Raw genomic sequence first — 19,072 nt, 5'->3', positions numbered from 1 at the left:
TTTATACACTTTTTGCTGTTTTGGAAATATTATAGCATTTATGTAGATATAATTGCATTAACAGTTTTTACAAAGGTATATAAATAATGTTAAAAATATTATTTTCTCCATCAGAAGGGAAAAAGAGCGGCGGAAACGAAAAAGCAAAAGACCTTTTTGGTGCATTAAATGCAAGGAAAGAAATTTTGGACGCTTATAATACTATAGTATTAAGTGCTAATGAAGAAAAAATAAAACAACTTTTTGGTTTTAAAAAATTCAGTGAATGCCGGCCTTACATAAACGACATATACAATTCTGCTTTGATGTGTGCGATAGAACGCTATCAGGGTGTAGCCTATGACTACCTGAAATATGATGAACTCAATGAAAGTGCGCAAGAGCATCTCAAAAACAATACTCTTATATTTTCAAATCTTTACGGTCCTGTACTCGGTGGTGATGTGATTGCAAACTATAAAGTCAAACAGGGAAACAGTATCGGTGATATTGCACCGGATAAATTTTACAAAGAACGTTTTTCCTACCAGCTTGATTTATATCTTGGAGGCAATGATATTTTAGATTTACGGGCAGGCTATTATAATAAATTTTACAAACTCACGCAACCGCATACAACACTGAAATTTTTAAAAAACGGAAAAACAGTTTCACACTGGGCAAAAGCCTATCGGGGAATTGTTTTGCGTGAAATTGCAAAAGCCGGTGTAAACTCTCTGAATGATTTTATGAAACTTGAGATAGAAAATTTACAGGTTCACGAGATTACAGAGCAAAAACTAAAAAAAGAAATTGTATACAATATAATAGAATAGGAGAAACACAATATGAAAGACTCTCAAGAGTATAAAGAAAAAAAAGCTTTTTTTGAAAAAATCATTACCTTGTACGGAAGAAATGTCGTTGTAGAAATACTCCAAGACAGTTCTATTGAAATTCACAAACTGCATCTGGCAGATTCAAACAAACCTGACGGAGCAATAAAAAAGATTCTTTTACTTGCAAAAGAGCGTAATATCGAAACAGTGAAACATAACAAAGCCGCTCTTTCACGCATAAGCAAAAATGCGAAACAGGATCAGGGAGTAGCCATTGATATAGTTTCTAAAACATATTTACATGTAAACAAAATAAAAGAACTGCAGCAATACAGACTCATTGCACTTGACGGTATACAAAATCCGCAAAATTTAGGAATGATTATACGTTCGTGTGCTGCAGGAAATATTGACGGTATCATTCTGCCAAAGAAGAACTCGGCAAAAATTTCTCCTCTTGTTGTCAAAGCAAGTGCCGGCACGCTTTTTAAACTGCCTGTCTACTTTTGTAATACACTTGAAGAGATATTGCCGCAACTTCAAGAAGCAAAAATCTATTCGCTCTCCTCCCATGCAAAAACTGTTCTCAACGATATCAGAGAAGATAAAAAAACCGTCTATGTTTTGGGAATGAAAACGAAGGCGTCAGTGATGCAGTGGAAAAACTCTGCAATAATTCTGTCTCTATTCCCATGAACAGAGGTGTAGAATCACTCAATGTTGCTGTTACGGCATCATTGATTGCCTTTAAAGCGTAACCTTGGGGTTACCTTCTCTTACCATTGCTCTAAAGAGATCAAACATCTTAAAACTCGCTTCTTCCATATCTTTAAATCCGCTTATAACATTATCCTGGTTTTCTTTCGTAATACAGGTATGTTCAGGGACACAGCGCATTACTTCAAATATTTTATCATGGACTCTCTTATGGACATTTCCCAGCTCTTTATAGGCTTTTGTATGTCCAAACTTCTGTTTTGCATCGGTATTGTACCATTGTCCCATTCTGCATTTATTGTGATCAACAAACTCTTTTGCCATTGCTTCATTTTCATCTAAAAGCGCCTTGTAGGCTTTGTGCTTGAGTATAATATGGTCTACTTTTGCCAGACTGGTATAGAGTGAGTCATACATAAATACAGCTTCATATGCTGATTCATTTGCTTTGTTTGCAAAGCTGTTGAGTGTATTGTTAAATTTTGAAACATCTTCTTGGGAACGCATTGCAAGATCAGTAATCTGCATAGAGTTGTTTTGGATATCATCTGCTTCCTGCTTGAGTGTATTGGTTGTAATAGAGATTTCCTGGGTTGCTTTTTGCGTTCTTTCTGCCAGTTTTCTTACCTCATCGGCTACTACAGCAAACCCTCGCCCGTGCTCTCCGGCACGCGCTGCTTCAATAGCAGCATTGAGTGCCAGCAGATTTGTCTGGTCTGCAATATCTTTAATCAAATCAACAATAGTATTGATTTCACCTGTCTGCTCATTCAAAGCACGAATGACTTCATCTGAATTTGTAATAAGTGTGATAAGTTCTTCCAGCCTGTTTGTAATATTATTCACCACAACTTTGGACTCTGTTGCTTCCGCTGCCGTCTCTTGTGTACTGTGTGCAATTCTTTGCAATATGTCCAGATTATCAGATATATCTTCTTGAATAATATTCAGTCCACGTGTCACACCCCCATTACTGTTGACATCAAAAACTTCTCCAAGATTTGTTTTTTGTGCAGCTTTGTGAGATACTCCTATAGACGTAATGGCATGGTTGAGCGCAGGAATGGATGCAAGAAATTCTCCTCTGTATCCGTTTTCATAGATTATTCTGTTGTTATATCCCGCATTTGCATTTTCAATCGAAGCAATCACATCACGGATATACTGTTCTGTCTGATCAAGCAAATCATTGATTCCCCATGCAACTCCCTGCATTATATGGGTATCGGGTATGTTTGTAATTCTATAAGAAAGCTCTCCTTTGCCAGCCTTGAGAAGCACATCTCTGATCTGTCGAACCAACTCATCCTGGAAGATTTTATCGCAGATATCACCTGATGCGAGTGATAAAAGCAATGTTGAGATAAGTCCGGCAAATACTGCTCCTGCAAATATATACTGTCCTGTAACCAATGTGTAAATCAATATGGCACCTAAAAGCATATAGAGAGAAAGTGTTTGCTTAGTGCTGTAAATGGAAGATAAAATCATCATACCCTGTCCTTTTTTCATGGAGTAGTGCGTCAAGCATTTGTTTTGAGCCAGCCATTCCTGACCTTTTTTCTTCCTGCAGCAACTGTGCATAAAGCTCCGGAATGACCGCCATTGCCCTGGCAGAGGGTTTACGCCTTACAGAATGGTAATCAATAACATCTCCGTTTTTTCCCATAGTGACTGTGACATTTGCCAATACCCAGTAATAGGAACCGTCTTTGGAGAGATTTTTCACATAGGCAAATATCTCTTTTTTCGCTTTGAGTCTCTCCCAAAGCAGTTTAAAGATAATCTTAGGCATATCAGGATGTCTCAGTATTGAGTGGGGCTGGCCAAGCAACTCTTTTTCTTCATAACCGGAAATCTTTATAAAAATTTTATTCCCGTAAAGAATTTTTCCTTTTGTATCAGTTTTAGAAACTATAAACTCATCTTCTGTGAGTGTTATTTCGTTATTTCTCGGAACAATTTTATTCACTGCTTATCCTTTCAAAAGATAATTATATGTTAAAAAGGTTACAAGAAGCTTACAAACATTGTATTATTTTATATAATATTACAAAAGGATATTAAGAGATCATAATTTCATAAGGACGGCGTATCTCCCGAATAACCTCATCCACACTCATATGACGGGATTTTCGCAAAAATTCCCTGCCGTCCAAAAAAACGAGTATCGTAGGAATTGCAAAAACACTAAAATGTGCCGCTATTTCCTGCTCAACTGAAATATCAACAGTTACAATGGTAAATTCTTTGAAATTTCTATCTATCGCTTCGAGCAGTTTTGGTTTGAGCGCATGGCATACGTTACATGCAGGCGCAGAGAAGTAGAGCATTACTGCCGGATTTTCTTGTATTGTTTTTTCTATGTTTTCTATTGTGTTCATAAATTTATCCTTTCTGATGATTTTCTATTCTTGATATTCCTAAAAAAAGACCGCTGAACAAAGCAAAAAAGACCATGGGATTCATTAGATGCAATGTGTTATGTGTCATTGAAAAAATGATAAAACTCAATACAAACATAGTATTGAGTATAAAGTATTGTTGTGTTGCAAATTTAAGTCTCAACAGGGCATACAGCATAAAAAGAACAAGCAACAGACCAATACTGCCAAGTTCTACTGCTTCATTGAGAAACATATTGTGATAATCAGCAAATTCGTTCATGTTTCTATGCTTAAAGCCGTGCTGGGAAGCCACCAAATTTGCCTCTTTCATTGCATTGCCTATTCCCGTTCCTGTTACTGGATGCTGCATAAACAGGTCTGCCCCGACTATCCACAAGGCAGCCCGCATACCTCCCTGGTCTGTATAGTCATCGTTATTAAATATTTTTGTCACTCCCTTTTTAAACTGATCTATCCGTACAGTAAAATTATCGGAGTATGTATAGGCAAGAAAAAAACTTGTAAATATAATAGAAAAAGCCAAAACAGCCGCTTTTATTTTATGCTTTATCAATAAAAAAGGCAACAGTGCCATCAAAGCCATAAAAGCAATCTGTCCTGTTCTTCCGCCGTTGATAAATAAATTTACAGTGACCGTAATAAAAAAGAGTATATTAAAAAATTTGTATTTATACTCTTTTGCTGTAAATACATTTGTAAGCAGAATTGTACCTGTGAACGCCAAAATCACACTGTAGGTAATATGGTGCATAAACGGTGTCGGGAACTGAGCTGTTGCCCCTTTATAGGTAAAAAGATGAAAAAAAATGCCATAGGACATCAGTTCACTCACAAACACACTGAGTACAAAAGCTGAAAAAACATAAGGAATGTATCTCTTTTGCAATGCAGTATATACCACAGGTATCAATAAAAAATGATGGTATTTTCCGATATATTGCAATGCGAATTCGGTATCTGACGCCCACATAACAGACAGCAGACTGTAAAGCAGAAACAGTCCCAACACTCTGATAAAGAGACTCGACTGTAAAAGTCTCAGTTTTTCTTTCCAGTTTCCCTCGTATATCCACAAAAGCAGTATGACTGCTTCTAAAATGTTCACAGCTGCTTTTGATACCGGAAAACTGAATGCATAAAGAATAATTAAATAATTGATATACCTGTTTGTCATTTAGCACCAACTTTTGCTAAAACAACTTTTACCGTTTTGACCAAAATTACAAGATCAGCCCACAGAGACCAGTTTTTGATATACCAGACTTCCAGTTCGCTTCTTTGTCTGAATGTCAAATTATTCCTGCCGCTTACCTGCCATAACCCGGTAATGCCGGGTTTTACTTTTAAAATAAGTTCTCGCAGTTTTCCAAGTTTTTCTGCTTCACTGAGCATATACGGTCTGGGTCCGACAAAGCTCATCTCCCCTTGCAACACATTCAAAACCTGAGGCAGTTCATCAAGAGAACTGCTTCGTAAAAATTTCCCTACTTTTGTTATACGCGGATCATTTTTATATTTATGATATTTTTCATAGTAGGCAATCTCTTCGGGATGTTCTGTAAGATACTGTTGCAACAGTGCATCAGAGTTTTCATACATTGTTCTGTACTTGTAGCATTTAAAAATTTTGTTATTTTTCCCTAACCGCTCCTGTTTAAAAAAGATTTTTCCTTTCGATTCCAATAAAACAGCCAAAGCGACAAAAAAATGCACAGACAGAAATATCGGCAATACTGCAAATGCCAGGAGATAATCAAAAATATACTTTATATATACATTTTGCTTTAAAAGCAGTTTGTTCTCTATACGAATGGTATTTACCCGAACATTGGTATAATCCATAATCACGGAATTTGCGAAATCAATACTTGTCACATAGGGAACAACATAAACAGCACTTTTTTCATTGAGATATTTGGTGATGGTGTTGTCCATCTCCTGGGGGTTCATACCCTTTGAAGGAATAATCACAATATCATAAAATCTCTTATTTGTTTTCATTCCCAAATACCAGTTTTTTTGAAACTCTTTTTTTAGTGTTCTGATTTGTACCGTATTCCCCAGCAGCAAAACATTTTTTTTAAAGCAGTCAAACGAATAAAGAACTCTTTTTTCCAGCCGTTTTACCACCGGCAGTAAAAAAAGACCCAAAAAAAAGTAGGTAGTAATAAATATTTTTGAATACGCAAAAGAAGTTTTTAAAAGTGCCAATATCGCCATCACCAGAAAAAATGCCAAAACAAGGGACTTTAAAATTTTATAGGTTTCCTGCCAAAAATCATAATGGAGCGTATAAATTTTTTCATATACAAATAAAATAAAAATAATAAACATAATAAACAAAAAATCCCCCAAAGCAATTTCTTCGGAGTGAGGAAAGAAAAAAGCAGTGATGTAAAACAGCACTGTCAAAGCAAGCAAATCAATACTAATAATTATCATATTGGAGATGTAAGTTTTCATTTTGCCAGCTTTTTTTCTACAAAAGTTTGAAATTCTGTTTTAAATCTTTTTTTATTAAAAATCTGTGCATGTTTGGATATAAGCTTTGCATCAAAGCCCATATTTTCAAAACGCTCTACTGCTTCAATTATATCCAAAACTGTTTGTTTTTTAAAATGGATGCCGGTAATACCCTCACAAACTGTTTCATGCGTACCACCCTCATCTAAAGCAATCACAGGCGTTCCGCATGCCTGTGCCTCTACAGGAACAATGCCAAAGTCCTCTACCGCCGCATATACAAAAGCTTTTGCTTTTTGCATGTACTCTTTTAGTATCGGTTTTTCCTGGTAGCCAAGAAGTATTATATTGGGTTTTGCGATTTTTTTTATGGCACTGTACTCTTCCCCCTCACCTATCACAACAAGTTTTTTGTCAGGCATGGCATTGAATGCCTCTACTATCAGTTTTGTTTTTTTATACGGTACCAGTCTTGAAGCACTCAAATAAAAATTCTCTTTGTTTTGACACAAAGTAAAAGTCTCTACATCTACCGGAGGGTATATTACAACAGAATCTCTGCTATAAATTCTTTTGATTCTCTGCTGTACAAATTTTGAATCGGCTATAAAGTAATCGACTCGATTCAGTGTTTTGAGATCCCACCTGCGAATGTATTGCAAAACTGCCTGCACCAAAAACTTTTTTGGCTGTTTCAAGCTTCCTGTATATTCATCATATAAATCCCAGGCATACCGAACAGGCGTATAGCAATAGGAGATATGCATTTGGTTTTTACTCTTTTTGATGCCTTTGGCAACTGCCCAGGAACTACTGATGACAAGATCATACTTTTGCAGATCAAAACTTTCAATTGCGGCCGGAAAAAGTGGCAAATAGTTACGAAAATGTTTTTTTGCAAAGGGAAATTTTTGTATAAAAGAAGTGTACGCATATTTGCCGTGTAACACATTTTTTCTCTCCTTTTCATCCAAAAAATCCACCAGACTAAAAATATCGGCATCTGGATATATCTCCAAAACAGCTTGCAAAACTTTCTCTGCACCGGCATCTGTTACCAGCCAGTCATGTACTATTGCTGTTTTCACTGCTTTAGTACCTCTTTGAAAACTGACAGATGCTCTTTTGCCGATTTTTCCCATGTAAACTGTTTTACTCTTTGCAAACCTTTGTCAATAAGCATTTTTTAATCCCCTAAAATTTCTAACGGAGAAAGCAATGCAACAGCGTCAACTAATATTTTAGGATTCAAACATATCTCGCAAAGTATCTTCAAACTCTTTTTGTTGTACTGTACCAACAACAGAAAAAAGTTTTTCTGCAGAACCTGTTAAAGATTCGATTTCATTTTTTCTGACGAAAGCAGGGTTTATTCTGACTTCAATTTCATATCCGGCAATTTTATTCATCATTGCTATAGCATCCAAAAGCTTTATTCCTCTTCCGGAACATATATTGAGTATTTCGGATTTTTTTTCGGATTCCAAAAGCCTTTTGTATACTTCACACACAAAACTGACATCGTTAAATTCACGCCTTACATGTAAGTTGCCGAGTTCTATACTCTTTTTGCCCGCTTTAAAGTGACTGACTATTTTTGGTATTAAAAAATTTTCTGCCTGCCCTGTTCCTGTATAGTTAAAAGGACGGGTTATGATAAGGGGTAATTTTTCAAAATAGTTTTGTGCCAGACACTCCATAGCGTATTTGCTCGCACCGTAATGGTTTACAGGCTTTGGACATAAAGACTCGTCCAAAACGCCAATACCCTGATTGCCATAGACTGTTGCACTGCCTGCCAGTATTACTTTTTCAGGTTTTGTATCAAGTTGACATAAGGCTTCTAAAATATTTGTTGTTCCGACAGTATTTACTTTATAAAAATCTTCACTGTTGCCGTGTGCACTAAAAGAGATACCCGAAAGATGAATCAAATACTCAGGCTGCACAGCCTGCAAAACTTTTTCAATGGCATTTTTGTCGGTTATGTCACACTGAAACTGTTTTTCATTCTCGTGAAAGAGAGAAGTTCCATAAACATCATACCCATGTTTCTCAAGATAGTGTGCCAAATGTTTTCCTGTAAAACTGTCACTGCCTGTTATTAAAACTTTTTTCATTCTTTAAAACTTGAAACCTGTTTTATTGCGTTTTAAATCCTCTGCAACCATCATCATGCAAAGCTCTTCGAGTGTTGTTTTTGGTTCCCATCCAAGTATGTTTTTTGCTTTTTGAGGATCACCTATGAGCAAATCCACCTCAGCCGGTCTGTAAAATTTCGGATTTACACGAACAACAGTTTTACCTGTTGCTTTGTCAATTGCCACCTCATTTTCTCCATCTCCCTGAAACTCAAGCTCAATATCTGCTGCTTTGAATGCCATGGTAACAAAATCTCTGACTGTTTCTGTTCTGTTTGTTGCCAGCACAAAAGTATCCGGCTGCTCTGCCTGCAGCATCAGGTACATTCCCTCGACATAATCTTTCGCATACCCCCAATCCCGTTTTGCATCCATATTTCCAAGCTCCAGGCACTCCAGTTTTGCAAGTTTTATTTTTGCAACTGCATCTGTGATTTTTCTTGTTACAAATTCAAGTCCTCTTAAAGGAGATTCATGATTAAACAAAATGCCACAACTGCCAAAGATATTATAGGATTCTCTATAGTTGACTGTCATCCAGTGCGCATACTGTTTTGCCACACCGTAAGGGCTTCTTGGATGCAATGGTGTCGTTTCTGTCTGTGGAATCTCCTGAACTTCTCCAAACATTTCAGAAGTACTCGCCTGATAAAATTTTATACTTTTATCTACGATACGAATTGCCTCAAGCAGATGCACACACCCAAGTCCTGTGATATGTGCAGTTGCAAGAGGCTGCTCAAAAGAAACACCTACAAAACTCTGTGCCGCAAGATTGTAGATTTCGTCCGGCTTAATCTCAGCTACCATTCGGATACTGTTTGCCTGATCTGTCAAATCATATTCAATCAAATGCAGATTCGGATGATTCTCGATTCCCAAATCTTCTATTCTCCAAAAGTTGACAGACGATACACGTCTGTATGTTCCATACACTTCATAGCCCTTTTGGAGTAGCAACTCTGCCAAATAAGCGCCGTCCTGCCCTGTAATTCCTGTTACAATTGCTTTTTTCTTCAAAATCAGTCCTTTAAAAATCTATCCAGTATTTCAATGTTTTTCATATTATTTGTATCAGCCAAAATCTTTATATAGGATTGTAGCATATCATACAAGTTATTGATATATTTATAGCGTATATTATAGAGTTTTTGTTTTGCTTTGTTATACTCAATAATACTGCTCAAACCTCTGTCATATTTTATCTTTACCGCATCAATGTACTGCTGTGCAGACTTCAGTGCTTCGGCATACAGACTCACAGAGTCCATAGAAGAGTAAAAAAGAGAACGCGCATTTTCATACTTCATATTGACCTCTTTTTTTGTATTTTGCAAGTCTTCATAAGCTGCCTGTTTTATCAGTTTTGCCACTTCAACAGCAGCGGAATTGTATCCACCGTCATACAATGGCATACTTAAACTCACTACTGCATACTCTGTTTTCACAAAAGGATCTTGAATTGTCAGAGAATTCATATCAGATTTAGAATAGACTACATCCAGGTCTATTTTGGGATAATACCCTGCTTTTGCCTGTTTAATTTCATACTCTTTCATTTTAAGCACTATATTTGATTGTTTTACATCCACAGATTCTACCTGACCGCTCGCAGCTCTTTGCATATCGTACAAAAGGGGCTGCATATCTTTGTGTAACTTTATTTGTGGTATTTCAATACTCTTTTTCCCTGTGTATTCTTGCAGTTTTTGCACATACGTTTTATATGTTTTTTTTTCTTTATCCAGCTCTATTTTTGCCGAATTATATTCTACCTGCATCTCTAACAAATCTACTTTGTCTGAAAGTCTCATCACAAACTGTTTTTGTATTTTTGTCTGCATAGAACGGGTGTATGCTATCTGGGACTCTAAAAGTTTTATTTTTGCATCAGAACGCATGGCATCAAGATATGCTTGCATTGTATCCTGTGTCAATGCTATTTTTTTCTGTTTTACATCAATATCAGCATATTTTTCACGCTGCTTTTGAAGATTGATTCTCGCATAAGTTCCTGCATTATATATACTTTGCTTTAAAGAGAGTGCATAGTTTGCTACCGTCTGTTTGCTGACATCCGTAGCATAGTATCTCGCCTTTTTATATGATGCAGAAAGATTCAAATGCGGATAAAGAGCAGATTTTTCCTCTTTTAGCTTTTGTATTTCTGACTGATACATGTAACTTGATGACTTGACTGCATGTGAATTTTCCAAAGCCAGATTGTAGGCCCTCGAAAAGGTCAGCACTTCTGCATTTAGGGAACCTGCAACAATAAAAAGCAATATACCTGCATATATTTTATTCTTCATTGAAACTTCTCCCGAGCATATCTCTAAAAGGCTTGACAATATAACTTAAAAAAGTTCTTTGTCCTATATTTATCATTGCTTCAGCAGGCATCCCCGGTAAAAGTACTATTGATTTACTTTCCAACTCTTTTTTCCCCGCATCTGTAACTTCTATTTTCACAATATAGTAGGATGTGCCATTTCTTTTTTCCGTAAAACTGTCTGCCGAAACATAAATAACTTTCCCTTTTACTATGTCAAGCTGTGCGACATTAAATGCCGGAAACTTCAATGTTGCTTCAAGCCCTCTATGTACTTTGTCGATATCTTTTGTCTGAATCTGTGCTTCTACAATCAGGTGTTCATTTTGAGGCACAATACTTAAAATTTCTTCTCCCGGTTTTATAACACCGCCTACTGTATGTATATTCAGACCAACCACTGTTCCACTGATGGGTGCATTGATATTTGTTTTGCGCAGCTTATCCTCATAAGCAATGATTTGAGACCGCAAATCTGCTTCATCCGATTTGGCTTTTGCATATTTTTCCAATATTTCCTGCTGAAACTTTTTTTCTCTTAACAACTGCTGATTTTTTGCTTCGACTATCTGTTCTTTCAGTTTTGCCATATCAAAAGAGTTACTGAGAATTTCACCCTGTAAACTGTTGTATGTTTTTTGCAGTTTTCGTATTTGTTCATTGCTTACAAGCCGTTCTTTAAAAAGTTCTTTTTGTTCTTTTATTTCTTCGGCAACAGCCTCCAGGTTTTGTTTTTTACTTGCTACCATTGAAGAGAGACTGCTCATCTGATTTTCAAGTTCAGTTATTCTGTTTTTGGTAATTTCTCTCTCTTTGTTGTTGCTTTTATGCGTTACATTAAATATTTTCAGTTGAGTACTTCGTGCATTTTGATTTTGCAGCTCTTTTGGAAAATCTATCTTTTCTCTTGCCTCTTTCTGTGCTTCGAGTCGAGCTACAAGCGCAATGGTTTCTTGATATTTCGCTTTTGCGATAGCAAGTTTTGACTTTATTTCCACATCATCCAGTTTGATAAGAAGATCACCTTTTTGTACCTTGTCACCATTATTTATATAAATCTTTTTTATTGTACCGCCATACTGATTTTGAACAGTTTTTTTATAAACTCCCGCAGAAACTTTTCCCGGAGCAACCACAGATGTTTCAAGCGGATTAAATGCTGCCCATACCAGCAACGCAACCATTAACAGCAGTATAAACAGGCCATACTTGATTACTTTTGCTGTATCGTGTGGTGGTAACTCATGTTCTTGATTTTTTTGCATACTCTTATCCTTCATTACTTTTGCGGTTTGCTTAACGAAACTTTTGGCATAGCTGTCTGTTTGCCTGCTGCTTGTGTTTTTGTCTGTGCCTGCTGTTTTGCCTGTTGTGCTTTTGCTGCTGCCTGTTCATTAAGTTTTGCCAAAACATCATTTGTCGGACCATACATCTGCAGTGTACCTCCGCCGAAAAGTGCTACTCTGTCAGTTACCTTTAAAATATCCATCTTATGGGAGATAACCAGGACTGTTGAGCCTATACTTTTTAGGTGTAAAATGGTGTTATTCAACGCCATCTCTCCTTCGGCATCAAGATTTGAGTTTGGCTCATCCAGTACTACAAGTACCGGGTTGTTGTATACAGCACGTGCCAGTGCTATTCTTTGTTTTTGTCCGCCTGAAAGTCCGACGCCGCCATTGCCTATTGGAGTATCATAGCCATTTGGAAGTTTCAGTATCATTTCATGAACACCGGCCATTTGCGCGGCTGCAACAACTTTTTTATCATCTACTTCGCCAAGTCTGGCTATATTTTCCGCAATTGTTCCCTCAAAAAGTTCTATATCCTGTGGTAAATAGCCTATATATTTTCCAAGTTTCTGACTGTCCCACTGATGAATATCAGCTCCGTCAATTCTTGCTACACCGCTTTGGATAGGCCAGACACCCAAGATGGCTTTTGCAAATGTCGTTTTTCCACTGCCGCTTGCCCCTATGATACCTACGGTAATGCCCTGCGGTATATCAATATTAATTCCCTTGAGCACCGGAAGTTTTGCCATCGGAGGAATAACAATAATATTTTCTGTTGTAATATGCCCTTTAGGTGCAGGCAGTTCAGTAGTTTCTTTTTCTTCCTGGTAATCTTTGAGCAGGGCATCAAGTCTTTTATAGGCAATTTTTGCATCCGCAAAACCTTTCCATGAACCTATAAGCAAATCAAGCGGTGCCAAAGCACGCCCAAGCAACACAGCCCCCGCAATAATTGTACCGGCAGAAATATCTCCGTTAATAGCCAGATAAGCACCGATACCGTAAGTTAATGACTGAAACAACTGTCGCAGTGTTTTACTCAGATTGGACCATTTTCCCGCATTGTCACTTGCTCGTGACTGTGTATGCAAAAATTTTATATGCTGTCTGTACCATCTTTTTTTAATATCTTCCTGCATCCCCATGGCATGAATAATTTCTGCATTTTGTATATTTTTGTTGATATAAAAATTTGCCTTGTTTGAGAGTTTGTTGGCTTCTTCAAGATCTTTTTTTGTACTTCTTTCATTTATGATGGTAATTATAACAATAACCAAAGCAGCAAAAATTGTAAATCCTGCAAGAAAAGGACTAAACAGATACATTACAAAAAGATAAAAAGGAAACCATGGCACATCAAAAAGGGCAAAAATCCCCTGTCCCGTCAAATACTGTCTCAATTTTGTCAGATCACTCATCGGCAAAGAAGAAACCTGTCCGGGTTTTAACCGTGCTGTTTCAAAAATAGTGTCAAAAAGTTTTGTATTCATATCCAGATCTATTTTATTCCCCACCCGAACAAGTATTCGTGAACGAATCATTTGCAGTGCGCCAAGAACAAAAAACAATCCTGTCACTAAAACAGTCAGCAAAATCAGCGTATCCATGCTTCGGCTCACCATAACTTTATCATATACCAGCAACATATATATTGACGGTAAAAGCATCAACAGGTTTATAAACATGCTGAAAAGACCCGCATGCACAAAAGCATTTTTAGACTTTTTAAGTATTTCAGCCAACGATAATGCTGCTTCACTGTTTTTTGATTGTTTTTTATTCATTGTTTCTCATCCGATTATTAGGCTATATTTTGTTTTTGCATTGTAAGTTTAAAAAGCGTTTCTATGTGTTTGAGTGATTCCAAATGTGCATCTATCAAAGTAATAATACCTTTTCTTACCCAGTCTGCCAATATGTCATCACTCAGTGCATTGAGTTTTTCTCGGTCGACCACTTTAAATCCGTTCACAAGAACTTTTTTCTCATCACCTTCACCTACAGAAATTTCTCTCTCTTCAAGAATACCGCTTTGACTAATCACTTTGGCAACATTGGCTGTAATCACTGCCTGGTTTTCATGATTTGTCAAAAATTCTATGGCATGTGTCAACAGTTCTGACTGCTCACCGCTTTTTTTAAAAAGCTGTTTGCCTTTTGATTTTGAAACAAGCGGTGATTCTTCATCTATGAGAATGACCTTTTGCTCCGGATTTTCTTTCGTACTTGCCAAAGCAAACGGATATTTTCTCAAAAACGACGGAACATACTGTGTAATCCATTTTCCTTCTTCATTAATTGCCAAAGAGTCACCGCCAAGTGATACAAGCGCAATAAGTGAAGGATTTTCATCCGCACTGAAAACTACAGGAAAATTCGAGCCTACTGTTGCCACTTCACTGGCTAAAACAGGAATAAAAGCACTCTGTTTTGCAAAGTTTAAATTTTCCATTGCCGCTATTTTAAGGTCTTTGTGTTTTTCTTTGTCTAAGACTACTAAATTTTTATACATGGTTTTCCTTTTTTCTTTGGTTTGTTTTTTTGGACGACCTCGACTTTTTGAAGCCAGTGTCATTCCGACAAGTGATTCTAATTCTTTTATAAATTCAGGAGTTGCTGTTATACTTTGTTTTTCCAGAGAATGTTTGATAAAAGAAATCTTTTTTTCATCTTTTTGTTCATTAAAAAGTTTTGCATACGCTTCAACCCTTTTTTCATCTGTATAGCCCAATTCTTTATACATTGGATGATAACTTACAATACTGTCTTCTCTACTGTAAAGGTTTTTACCTATACTGCTAAAAGAATGATTTTTCCCAGCCAATTGTTCAATGTATATCATGACATCAAATAAAAAAGATTTGTCCTCTACAAGAGAAGCTTTATATCTTCCTTCCCACAGTGTGCCACTGCGCTGGTATTTTTTATTATAGTAACCGACATATCTTCGTCCCAAACTCTGCATAAACTTTGGCAAAGTATCAGGTGCTGCCGGAGTAGCCAAAAATTCAAAACACTGACTAAGCAAGCTGTAGGCATGAATATGCAGTAAATTATCTGCTGAGAGCTCTTTTACTATGTTCATAAATACCGTATAATCATCACTGTCCTTAAAAAGCACCATATCATTGATACTCTTTAAAAGTACATGCTGTGATAAATTCTCTACAAAAACTCTGGTTTTCCGTGCCAAGCAAATTCCTTGATTTATTCTCAGAATGCATTGTAGTAGAATAAAACTTTATTGTTTATTAAATCACTCCGACACTGTTTTTATTTTAAATAATTGGTGCCATAGTGATTTAAAAATTTTCTGCAATTCCCCAGTTAATATTTGGTATCGCACTTTTTAAAACATGAAATATCTCCTGCATAACAAAAGCATCTACAACTGCTGTTGCAAGAATATTTTGAGATGCCAATGATATTTTTATCTCATTTTTTGTCTGTAAGGTAAAGTTTACTTCCATAAGCAACTCTTCTTTTGTTCTATAAAGCTCAAGATTGACTCCGTCAGTTTCTGTCCGTGCTGATACAGCAGAATTTTTATTTTCCTCTATTGTCCGGATCGGAGTATCAAGAGAAAAATGTTTTTCAAGAAACTCTTGGGCAGTCGGAATCAGATCTAAAATAAAATTTCTTGTAATCATAAAATCTATTCGGTTGTGTATGTCTTCATAATTAATGACAAAGCGTATCCGGTCTTCTACCACATCATAAATTGGTGTAAATGTTTGTGCAGTTACTGTTTTTTTCATAACGCAAATTATATCTTTTTTTCACTGGTTTTAGCTTTGCTCAAGGTTTTTTAGATATTATTCTGCTTCTACAATATTTGCCGACATAGCTCAGTTGGCTAGAGCAGCTGATTTGTAATCAGCAGGCCCGGGGTTCAAATCCTCGTGTCGGCACCATTTTATATCACGACCATAGTATTATCCTGAAAATAAATACCTGTCAAATCAATAAACTCCTGCGAATTTGAAAACCCTACAACCACATCAGCCTGTGTAAATCCCTTGTTCATTGCTTCTTCCCAATAGAGTAAACCGTCGGTATCTGCGCTTCGAAACAAAACATTTTCATACAGAGAATTTATAAATTCTGCATTTGTCTGTGAAACACCGTACAAAGAGCTAAACTCAGCAGAAAGTACAAAAGAGTTTGCAATATCGTTAATACTCTGTCCGTTGTTAAGGTTATTTACCCAGTAGTTTAAACCGGCGCTGTCTGCAACCCTGTCCAAAACAGCAAGGTAAAGTCTTCCTATAGCCGCTTCACTGCTTTGAGTATAAAAAACAGTACTTCTTTGGTAGGCAGTAAGGTTTACTGCAACGCTGTCAATATAAAGTGCTTCTACGTTTGTAAGCACATCAAAACCGGTATCTACTCCCGCTACTACAATAGTATTGTTAAAATAATCCACTCTCGGCACCCAGGTAATACCTTCTTCATACACAGTATCATACCCATTCCCTGCATCTACGTTGTTATTGAGAGAATTGAGAACAATTGTATCAGAAGATTGACTTCCGACAATATTTTCTATATAAGTATCTTCAGTTAATGCCAGATAGTGTTTCACCTGACCATTTGTAATGATACTTTGTGCACCCGGATTTATATCAATATATTCATTCCCTGATGCACTGAGAGATTCAAGTGAAATTGTATCATTCCCTCCAAAATCATAAATAGTTGCGATATTCCCTGTTGTCTGAAAGTTACCATATATCTTCTGGCTGTAAAGCAACGCATTTAAATCATACAAGGTATCGCCTGTATCCTCTTTCACACCATATATAGTCTGTAATGCCTTAATATCTGCTGCCTGATAGGAAGTAAAAGTATTGATGCCGTTATAAGGATTATAGGACATATCGGTATCATGTATATCTACACCTGGGTAAAAACCGTCTCCAAAAGGATGGCTTAGTCCGAGAGCATGCCCTATTTCATGCATCAATGCAGAATAACCAAGCCCTCCATAGCTAAAATCCTCATCATTAAAAGCTGCAGAAATATAAATATCTCCAGAAGGGCTTTTCACATTAGAATAAGGAGTGTAGGCATATCCGAGAGTTGTCGAATCTGACATATTTTTTTCAGATATGACTATATCTCCTACTCCGCTTGCATCATATATAAAATCTAGATTTATAAGAGTAGCAATATAATCAAATATTTTAAAAGCAGCATTTTTGAGTGCTTCTGATACTGTGACACTGCCTTCATAATCTGCAGCAAGTTCATAACTGAGTCTTGAACTCTTAAAGGAGAAAGAAACCGTTGTTTTGTCCCATTTGTCACCATATATTAAACCATCAACCAATTCTTGTGTAGTCATAACAGTATTATACCGGCTTTATACTAACTAATACGAAATTTCCTGATCGCCGGTACCGCTCCCTGGGCCAGTGTCGGGACCAGGATTGGAAGCAGCGGCAGCAGCGGCAGCTCTTGCAGCAGCGGCAGCATCTGCTTCCTCTTTTGCCTGCGTCGCCGCATCCTCGGCTGTACTTTGTGCATTCTGCACCTGAGTAAGTTTGGCAGCGGCATCACTTTCTATCTGCACTGCCTGCTCTTTATATAGTTGCACATTAAGATTTGCAGCAACAGCTTTATCACTCGCTGTCTGAGCATCTTCAGAGAGCGATACAGCCAGATCTGAGTGTTCTTTTGCTGCATCTTTTAAAATATTAATTTGACTGAGACTGTTTTCTGTTTGTGCACTTTGAGCGTTCAAACTTGTCTGTGTCGCTTCCAAGAGAGTCTCATTTGATTTTTGTGTTGCTATATCTGCCTGATTTCTGGCAGTATTTAACTCTTCAGATGCCAAAGTTTCTATATTTGTCACATCCTGTGTCAGCTGATGTATATCATTTGCTGTATTCTGTGCGCTCTCTGACTGTGCTTGTGCTGTTGCGGCCGCTGTTGCAGCCGCTGATTCTCTTGCAGCATCCGCTGCCGCCTGTGCAGCTGCATCCGCTGCTGCCTGTGCAGCCTCATACGCACTGATTTCATAAGCTGTAACATTCTCTTTTGCTTCTACAATTCTGCTAAAGGCTTCGTTGGCACTGTTTGCAGCTTCTGTTGCTGCCTGTGCCGCCTGCAATGCATTTTCTTTTGCCTGAAGAGCAGTCTGTTCATATTCCAGTGCCAGACTTTTTGCTGTATCTATTTGTGTTTCAACTTCATTCGTCACTGCAGTTGCAACAGAATTTTGGTTAAAATTACCGGTTTGCTGTATTGCACTCTCTGTATTTGCACTTACAGCTGTATTGACACTTTTGCTTACTTTTACCTCTTGTGTTGTAACAGACACACTTTTTTTCTGTTCTTTTGCTGTTTTTGGTTCCTGCGGTGCTTCTCCGACAGGAACAAAAGTATACTCTCCTGCCTGTACATCCTGGCAGCTTCCTGAAGCACACACAACAATTGCATGCTCAATACACTGTATGAAATCTCCGTTTTCCCCTGTTGTTCCTTCAAAAACTGTTCCTCTGATACCGATTGTGGCATTTCTTGTTTTGAGATGAAAACGTTCCTGTGCTATTTTTCCTATTTTTCCCGTTATAACCCTGAAAAATCCTCTGCTGACTTTAAAGTCTGCTTTTGATTCCTGCGCAGTATCAAAAAAATATTCCTCTGTTTTAAAAATTGTTTTTTCACCAAGAGTAATAACTGTGTCATCTTTAAAAACAATTTTTGCCAAAGAATTTTTAGCCGTGCTTATTATATCTTTACGCTCTATTGGAAGAGATTCAAAGGCTTTAACAGATCTGTTGTCTCGCAAAATATGGACATCTCCTTTGAGCAGAGCAAAAGAACCTATACTCCCATGTACCCCAACCGTACATGTCAAAATTAACAAAACTATTTTAAAAATCTTCATAAT

The 19,072-nt window shown here is 37.1% G+C and carries 15 protein-coding genes, 1 tRNA gene and 2 pseudogenes; 3 read left to right on the top strand and 15 right to left on the bottom strand.

Features of this window, described 5'->3' with window-relative positions:
• Nucleotides 1–86 precede the first annotated feature (86 nt).
• Entirely contained in the window at nucleotides 87–815 is a 729-nt protein-coding gene (locus tag MLC44_RS01725; RefSeq protein WP_434658198.1) for a YaaA family protein, read from the top strand.
• Between the two features lie 12 nt (nucleotides 816–827).
• A pseudogene (locus MLC44_RS01720) lies at nucleotides 828–1,576 on the top strand (TrmH family RNA methyltransferase).
• On the opposite strand, the pseudogene MLC44_RS01715 reads toward MLC44_RS01720, so the two are convergent.
• The 13 genes and pseudogenes from MLC44_RS01715 to MLC44_RS01655 all read right to left on the bottom strand — a co-directional run.
• A pseudogene (locus MLC44_RS01715) lies at nucleotides 1,566–2,360 on the bottom strand (methyl-accepting chemotaxis protein); the annotation flags it as partial. The pseudogenes MLC44_RS01720 and MLC44_RS01715 sit on opposite strands and share 11 nt — an antisense overlap.
• 637 nt (nucleotides 2,361–2,997) lie before the next feature.
• Entirely contained in the window at nucleotides 2,998–3,507 is a 510-nt protein-coding gene (locus MLC44_RS01710) for a PAS domain-containing protein (protein WP_434658195.1), read from the bottom strand.
• Nucleotides 3,508–3,598: 91 nt separating this feature from the next.
• Complete coding sequence (locus MLC44_RS01705) at nucleotides 3,599–3,919, bottom strand: thioredoxin family protein (protein ID WP_151901163.1); 321 nt, start codon at nucleotides 3,917–3,919, stop codon at nucleotides 3,599–3,601.
• Between the two features lie 4 nt (nucleotides 3,920–3,923).
• Nucleotides 3,924–5,117 carry an O-antigen ligase family protein gene (locus MLC44_RS01700; RefSeq protein ID WP_151901164.1) on the bottom strand — a complete coding sequence of 398 codons (1,194 nt, stop codon included), beginning with the start codon at nucleotides 5,115–5,117 and terminating at the stop codon, nucleotides 3,924–3,926.
• Entirely contained in the window at nucleotides 5,114–6,406 is a 1,293-nt protein-coding gene (locus MLC44_RS01695; protein WP_346389242.1) for an exopolysaccharide biosynthesis polyprenyl glycosylphosphotransferase, read from the bottom strand. Before MLC44_RS01695 ends, MLC44_RS01700 begins: the two co-directional genes overlap by 4 nt.
• Entirely contained in the window at nucleotides 6,403–7,494 is a 1,092-nt protein-coding gene (locus MLC44_RS01690; RefSeq protein WP_346389241.1) for a glycosyltransferase, read from the bottom strand. The genes MLC44_RS01695 and MLC44_RS01690 overlap by 4 nt, the downstream gene beginning before the upstream one ends.
• 153 nt (nucleotides 7,495–7,647) lie before the next feature.
• A complete protein-coding gene (locus MLC44_RS01685) occupies nucleotides 7,648–8,526 on the bottom strand; it encodes an NAD-dependent epimerase/dehydratase family protein (protein ID WP_346389240.1) in 879 nt (292 codons plus the stop codon).
• Nucleotides 8,527–8,529: 3 nt separating this feature from the next.
• Entirely contained in the window at nucleotides 8,530–9,567 is a 1,038-nt protein-coding gene (gmd, locus tag MLC44_RS01680; protein ID WP_434658189.1) for a GDP-mannose 4,6-dehydratase, read from the bottom strand.
• 2 nt (nucleotides 9,568–9,569) lie between these two features.
• The gene (locus MLC44_RS01675) at nucleotides 9,570–10,859 is read right to left on the bottom strand and encodes a TolC family protein (RefSeq protein ID WP_151901169.1); all 1,290 of its coding nucleotides are present in this window, start codon (nucleotides 10,857–10,859) and stop codon (nucleotides 9,570–9,572) included.
• Complete coding sequence (locus MLC44_RS01670) at nucleotides 10,849–12,144, bottom strand: HlyD family type I secretion periplasmic adaptor subunit (protein ID WP_346389239.1); 1,296 nt, start codon at nucleotides 12,142–12,144, stop codon at nucleotides 10,849–10,851. Before MLC44_RS01670 ends, MLC44_RS01675 begins: the two co-directional genes overlap by 11 nt.
• A 14-nt stretch (nucleotides 12,145–12,158) precedes the next feature.
• Nucleotides 12,159–13,958: a type I secretion system permease/ATPase gene (locus MLC44_RS01665; protein WP_151901171.1), complete on the bottom strand. Its 1,800-nt coding sequence runs from the start codon at nucleotides 13,956–13,958 to the stop codon at nucleotides 12,159–12,161.
• Between the two features lie 17 nt (nucleotides 13,959–13,975).
• Entirely contained in the window at nucleotides 13,976–15,367 is a 1,392-nt protein-coding gene (locus MLC44_RS01660) for a SapC family protein (protein ID WP_346389238.1), read from the bottom strand.
• A 109-nt stretch (nucleotides 15,368–15,476) separates the two neighbouring features.
• Nucleotides 15,477–15,932: a hypothetical protein gene (locus MLC44_RS01655; RefSeq protein ID WP_346389237.1), complete on the bottom strand. Its 456-nt coding sequence runs from the start codon at nucleotides 15,930–15,932 to the stop codon at nucleotides 15,477–15,479.
• Nucleotides 15,933–16,011: 79 nt separating this feature from the next.
• Here MLC44_RS01655 and MLC44_RS01650 point away from each other — a divergent pair.
• A tRNA-Thr gene (locus MLC44_RS01650) sits at nucleotides 16,012–16,088 on the top strand.
• Between the two features lie 2 nt (nucleotides 16,089–16,090).
• Here the strand turns inward: MLC44_RS01650 and MLC44_RS01645 are convergent.
• Together MLC44_RS01645 and MLC44_RS01640 are read right to left on the bottom strand one after the other, a co-directional pair.
• On the bottom strand, nucleotides 16,091–17,521 hold the full coding sequence (locus tag MLC44_RS01645) for a DUF4214 domain-containing protein (protein WP_346389236.1): 1,431 nt from the start codon (nucleotides 17,519–17,521) through the stop codon (nucleotides 16,091–16,093).
• A 27-nt stretch (nucleotides 17,522–17,548) separates the two neighbouring features.
• Nucleotides 17,549–19,069: a FecR family protein gene (locus MLC44_RS01640; RefSeq protein WP_434658184.1), complete on the bottom strand. Its 1,521-nt coding sequence runs from the start codon at nucleotides 19,067–19,069 to the stop codon at nucleotides 17,549–17,551.
• Nucleotides 19,070–19,072: the final 3 nt, after the last annotated feature.

Origin of the sequence: Sulfurimonas sp. NW9 (assembly GCF_051132275.1) — a bacterium.
Classification (GTDB): Bacteria; Campylobacterota; Campylobacteria; order Campylobacterales; family Sulfurimonadaceae; genus Sulfurimonas; species Sulfurimonas hydrogeniphila.
This window is presented reverse-complemented; position numbering and strand designations above follow the sequence as displayed.

Coding starts and splice junctions, on each gene's coding strand:
- MLC44_RS01645 (WP_346389236.1), bottom strand. CDS start 17,521: ATGACTACACAAGAATTGGTTGATGGTTTAATATATGGTGACAAATGG.
- MLC44_RS01705 (WP_151901163.1), bottom strand. CDS start 3,919: ATGAACACAATAGAAAACATAGAAAAAACAATACAAGAAAATCCGGCA.
- MLC44_RS01655 (WP_346389237.1), bottom strand. CDS start 15,932: ATGAAAAAAACAGTAACTGCACAAACATTTACACCAATTTATGATGTG.
- MLC44_RS01685 (WP_346389240.1), bottom strand. CDS start 8,526: ATGAAAAAAGTTTTAATAACAGGCAGTGACAGTTTTACAGGAAAACAT.
- MLC44_RS01725 (WP_434658198.1), top strand. CDS start 87: ATGTTAAAAATATTATTTTCTCCATCAGAAGGGAAAAAGAGCGGCGGA.
- MLC44_RS01700 (WP_151901164.1), bottom strand. CDS start 5,117: ATGACAAACAGGTATATCAATTATTTAATTATTCTTTATGCATTCAGT.
- MLC44_RS01675 (WP_151901169.1), bottom strand. CDS start 10,859: ATGAAGAATAAAATATATGCAGGTATATTGCTTTTTATTGTTGCAGGT.
- MLC44_RS01640 (WP_434658184.1), bottom strand. CDS start 19,069: ATGAAGATTTTTAAAATAGTTTTGTTAATTTTGACATGTACGGTTGGG.
- MLC44_RS01665 (WP_151901171.1), bottom strand. CDS start 13,958: ATGAATAAAAAACAATCAAAAAACAGTGAAGCAGCATTATCGTTGGCT.
- MLC44_RS01670 (WP_346389239.1), bottom strand. CDS start 12,144: ATGCAAAAAAATCAAGAACATGAGTTACCACCACACGATACAGCAAAA.
- MLC44_RS01695 (WP_346389242.1), bottom strand. CDS start 6,406: ATGAAAACTTACATCTCCAATATGATAATTATTAGTATTGATTTGCTT.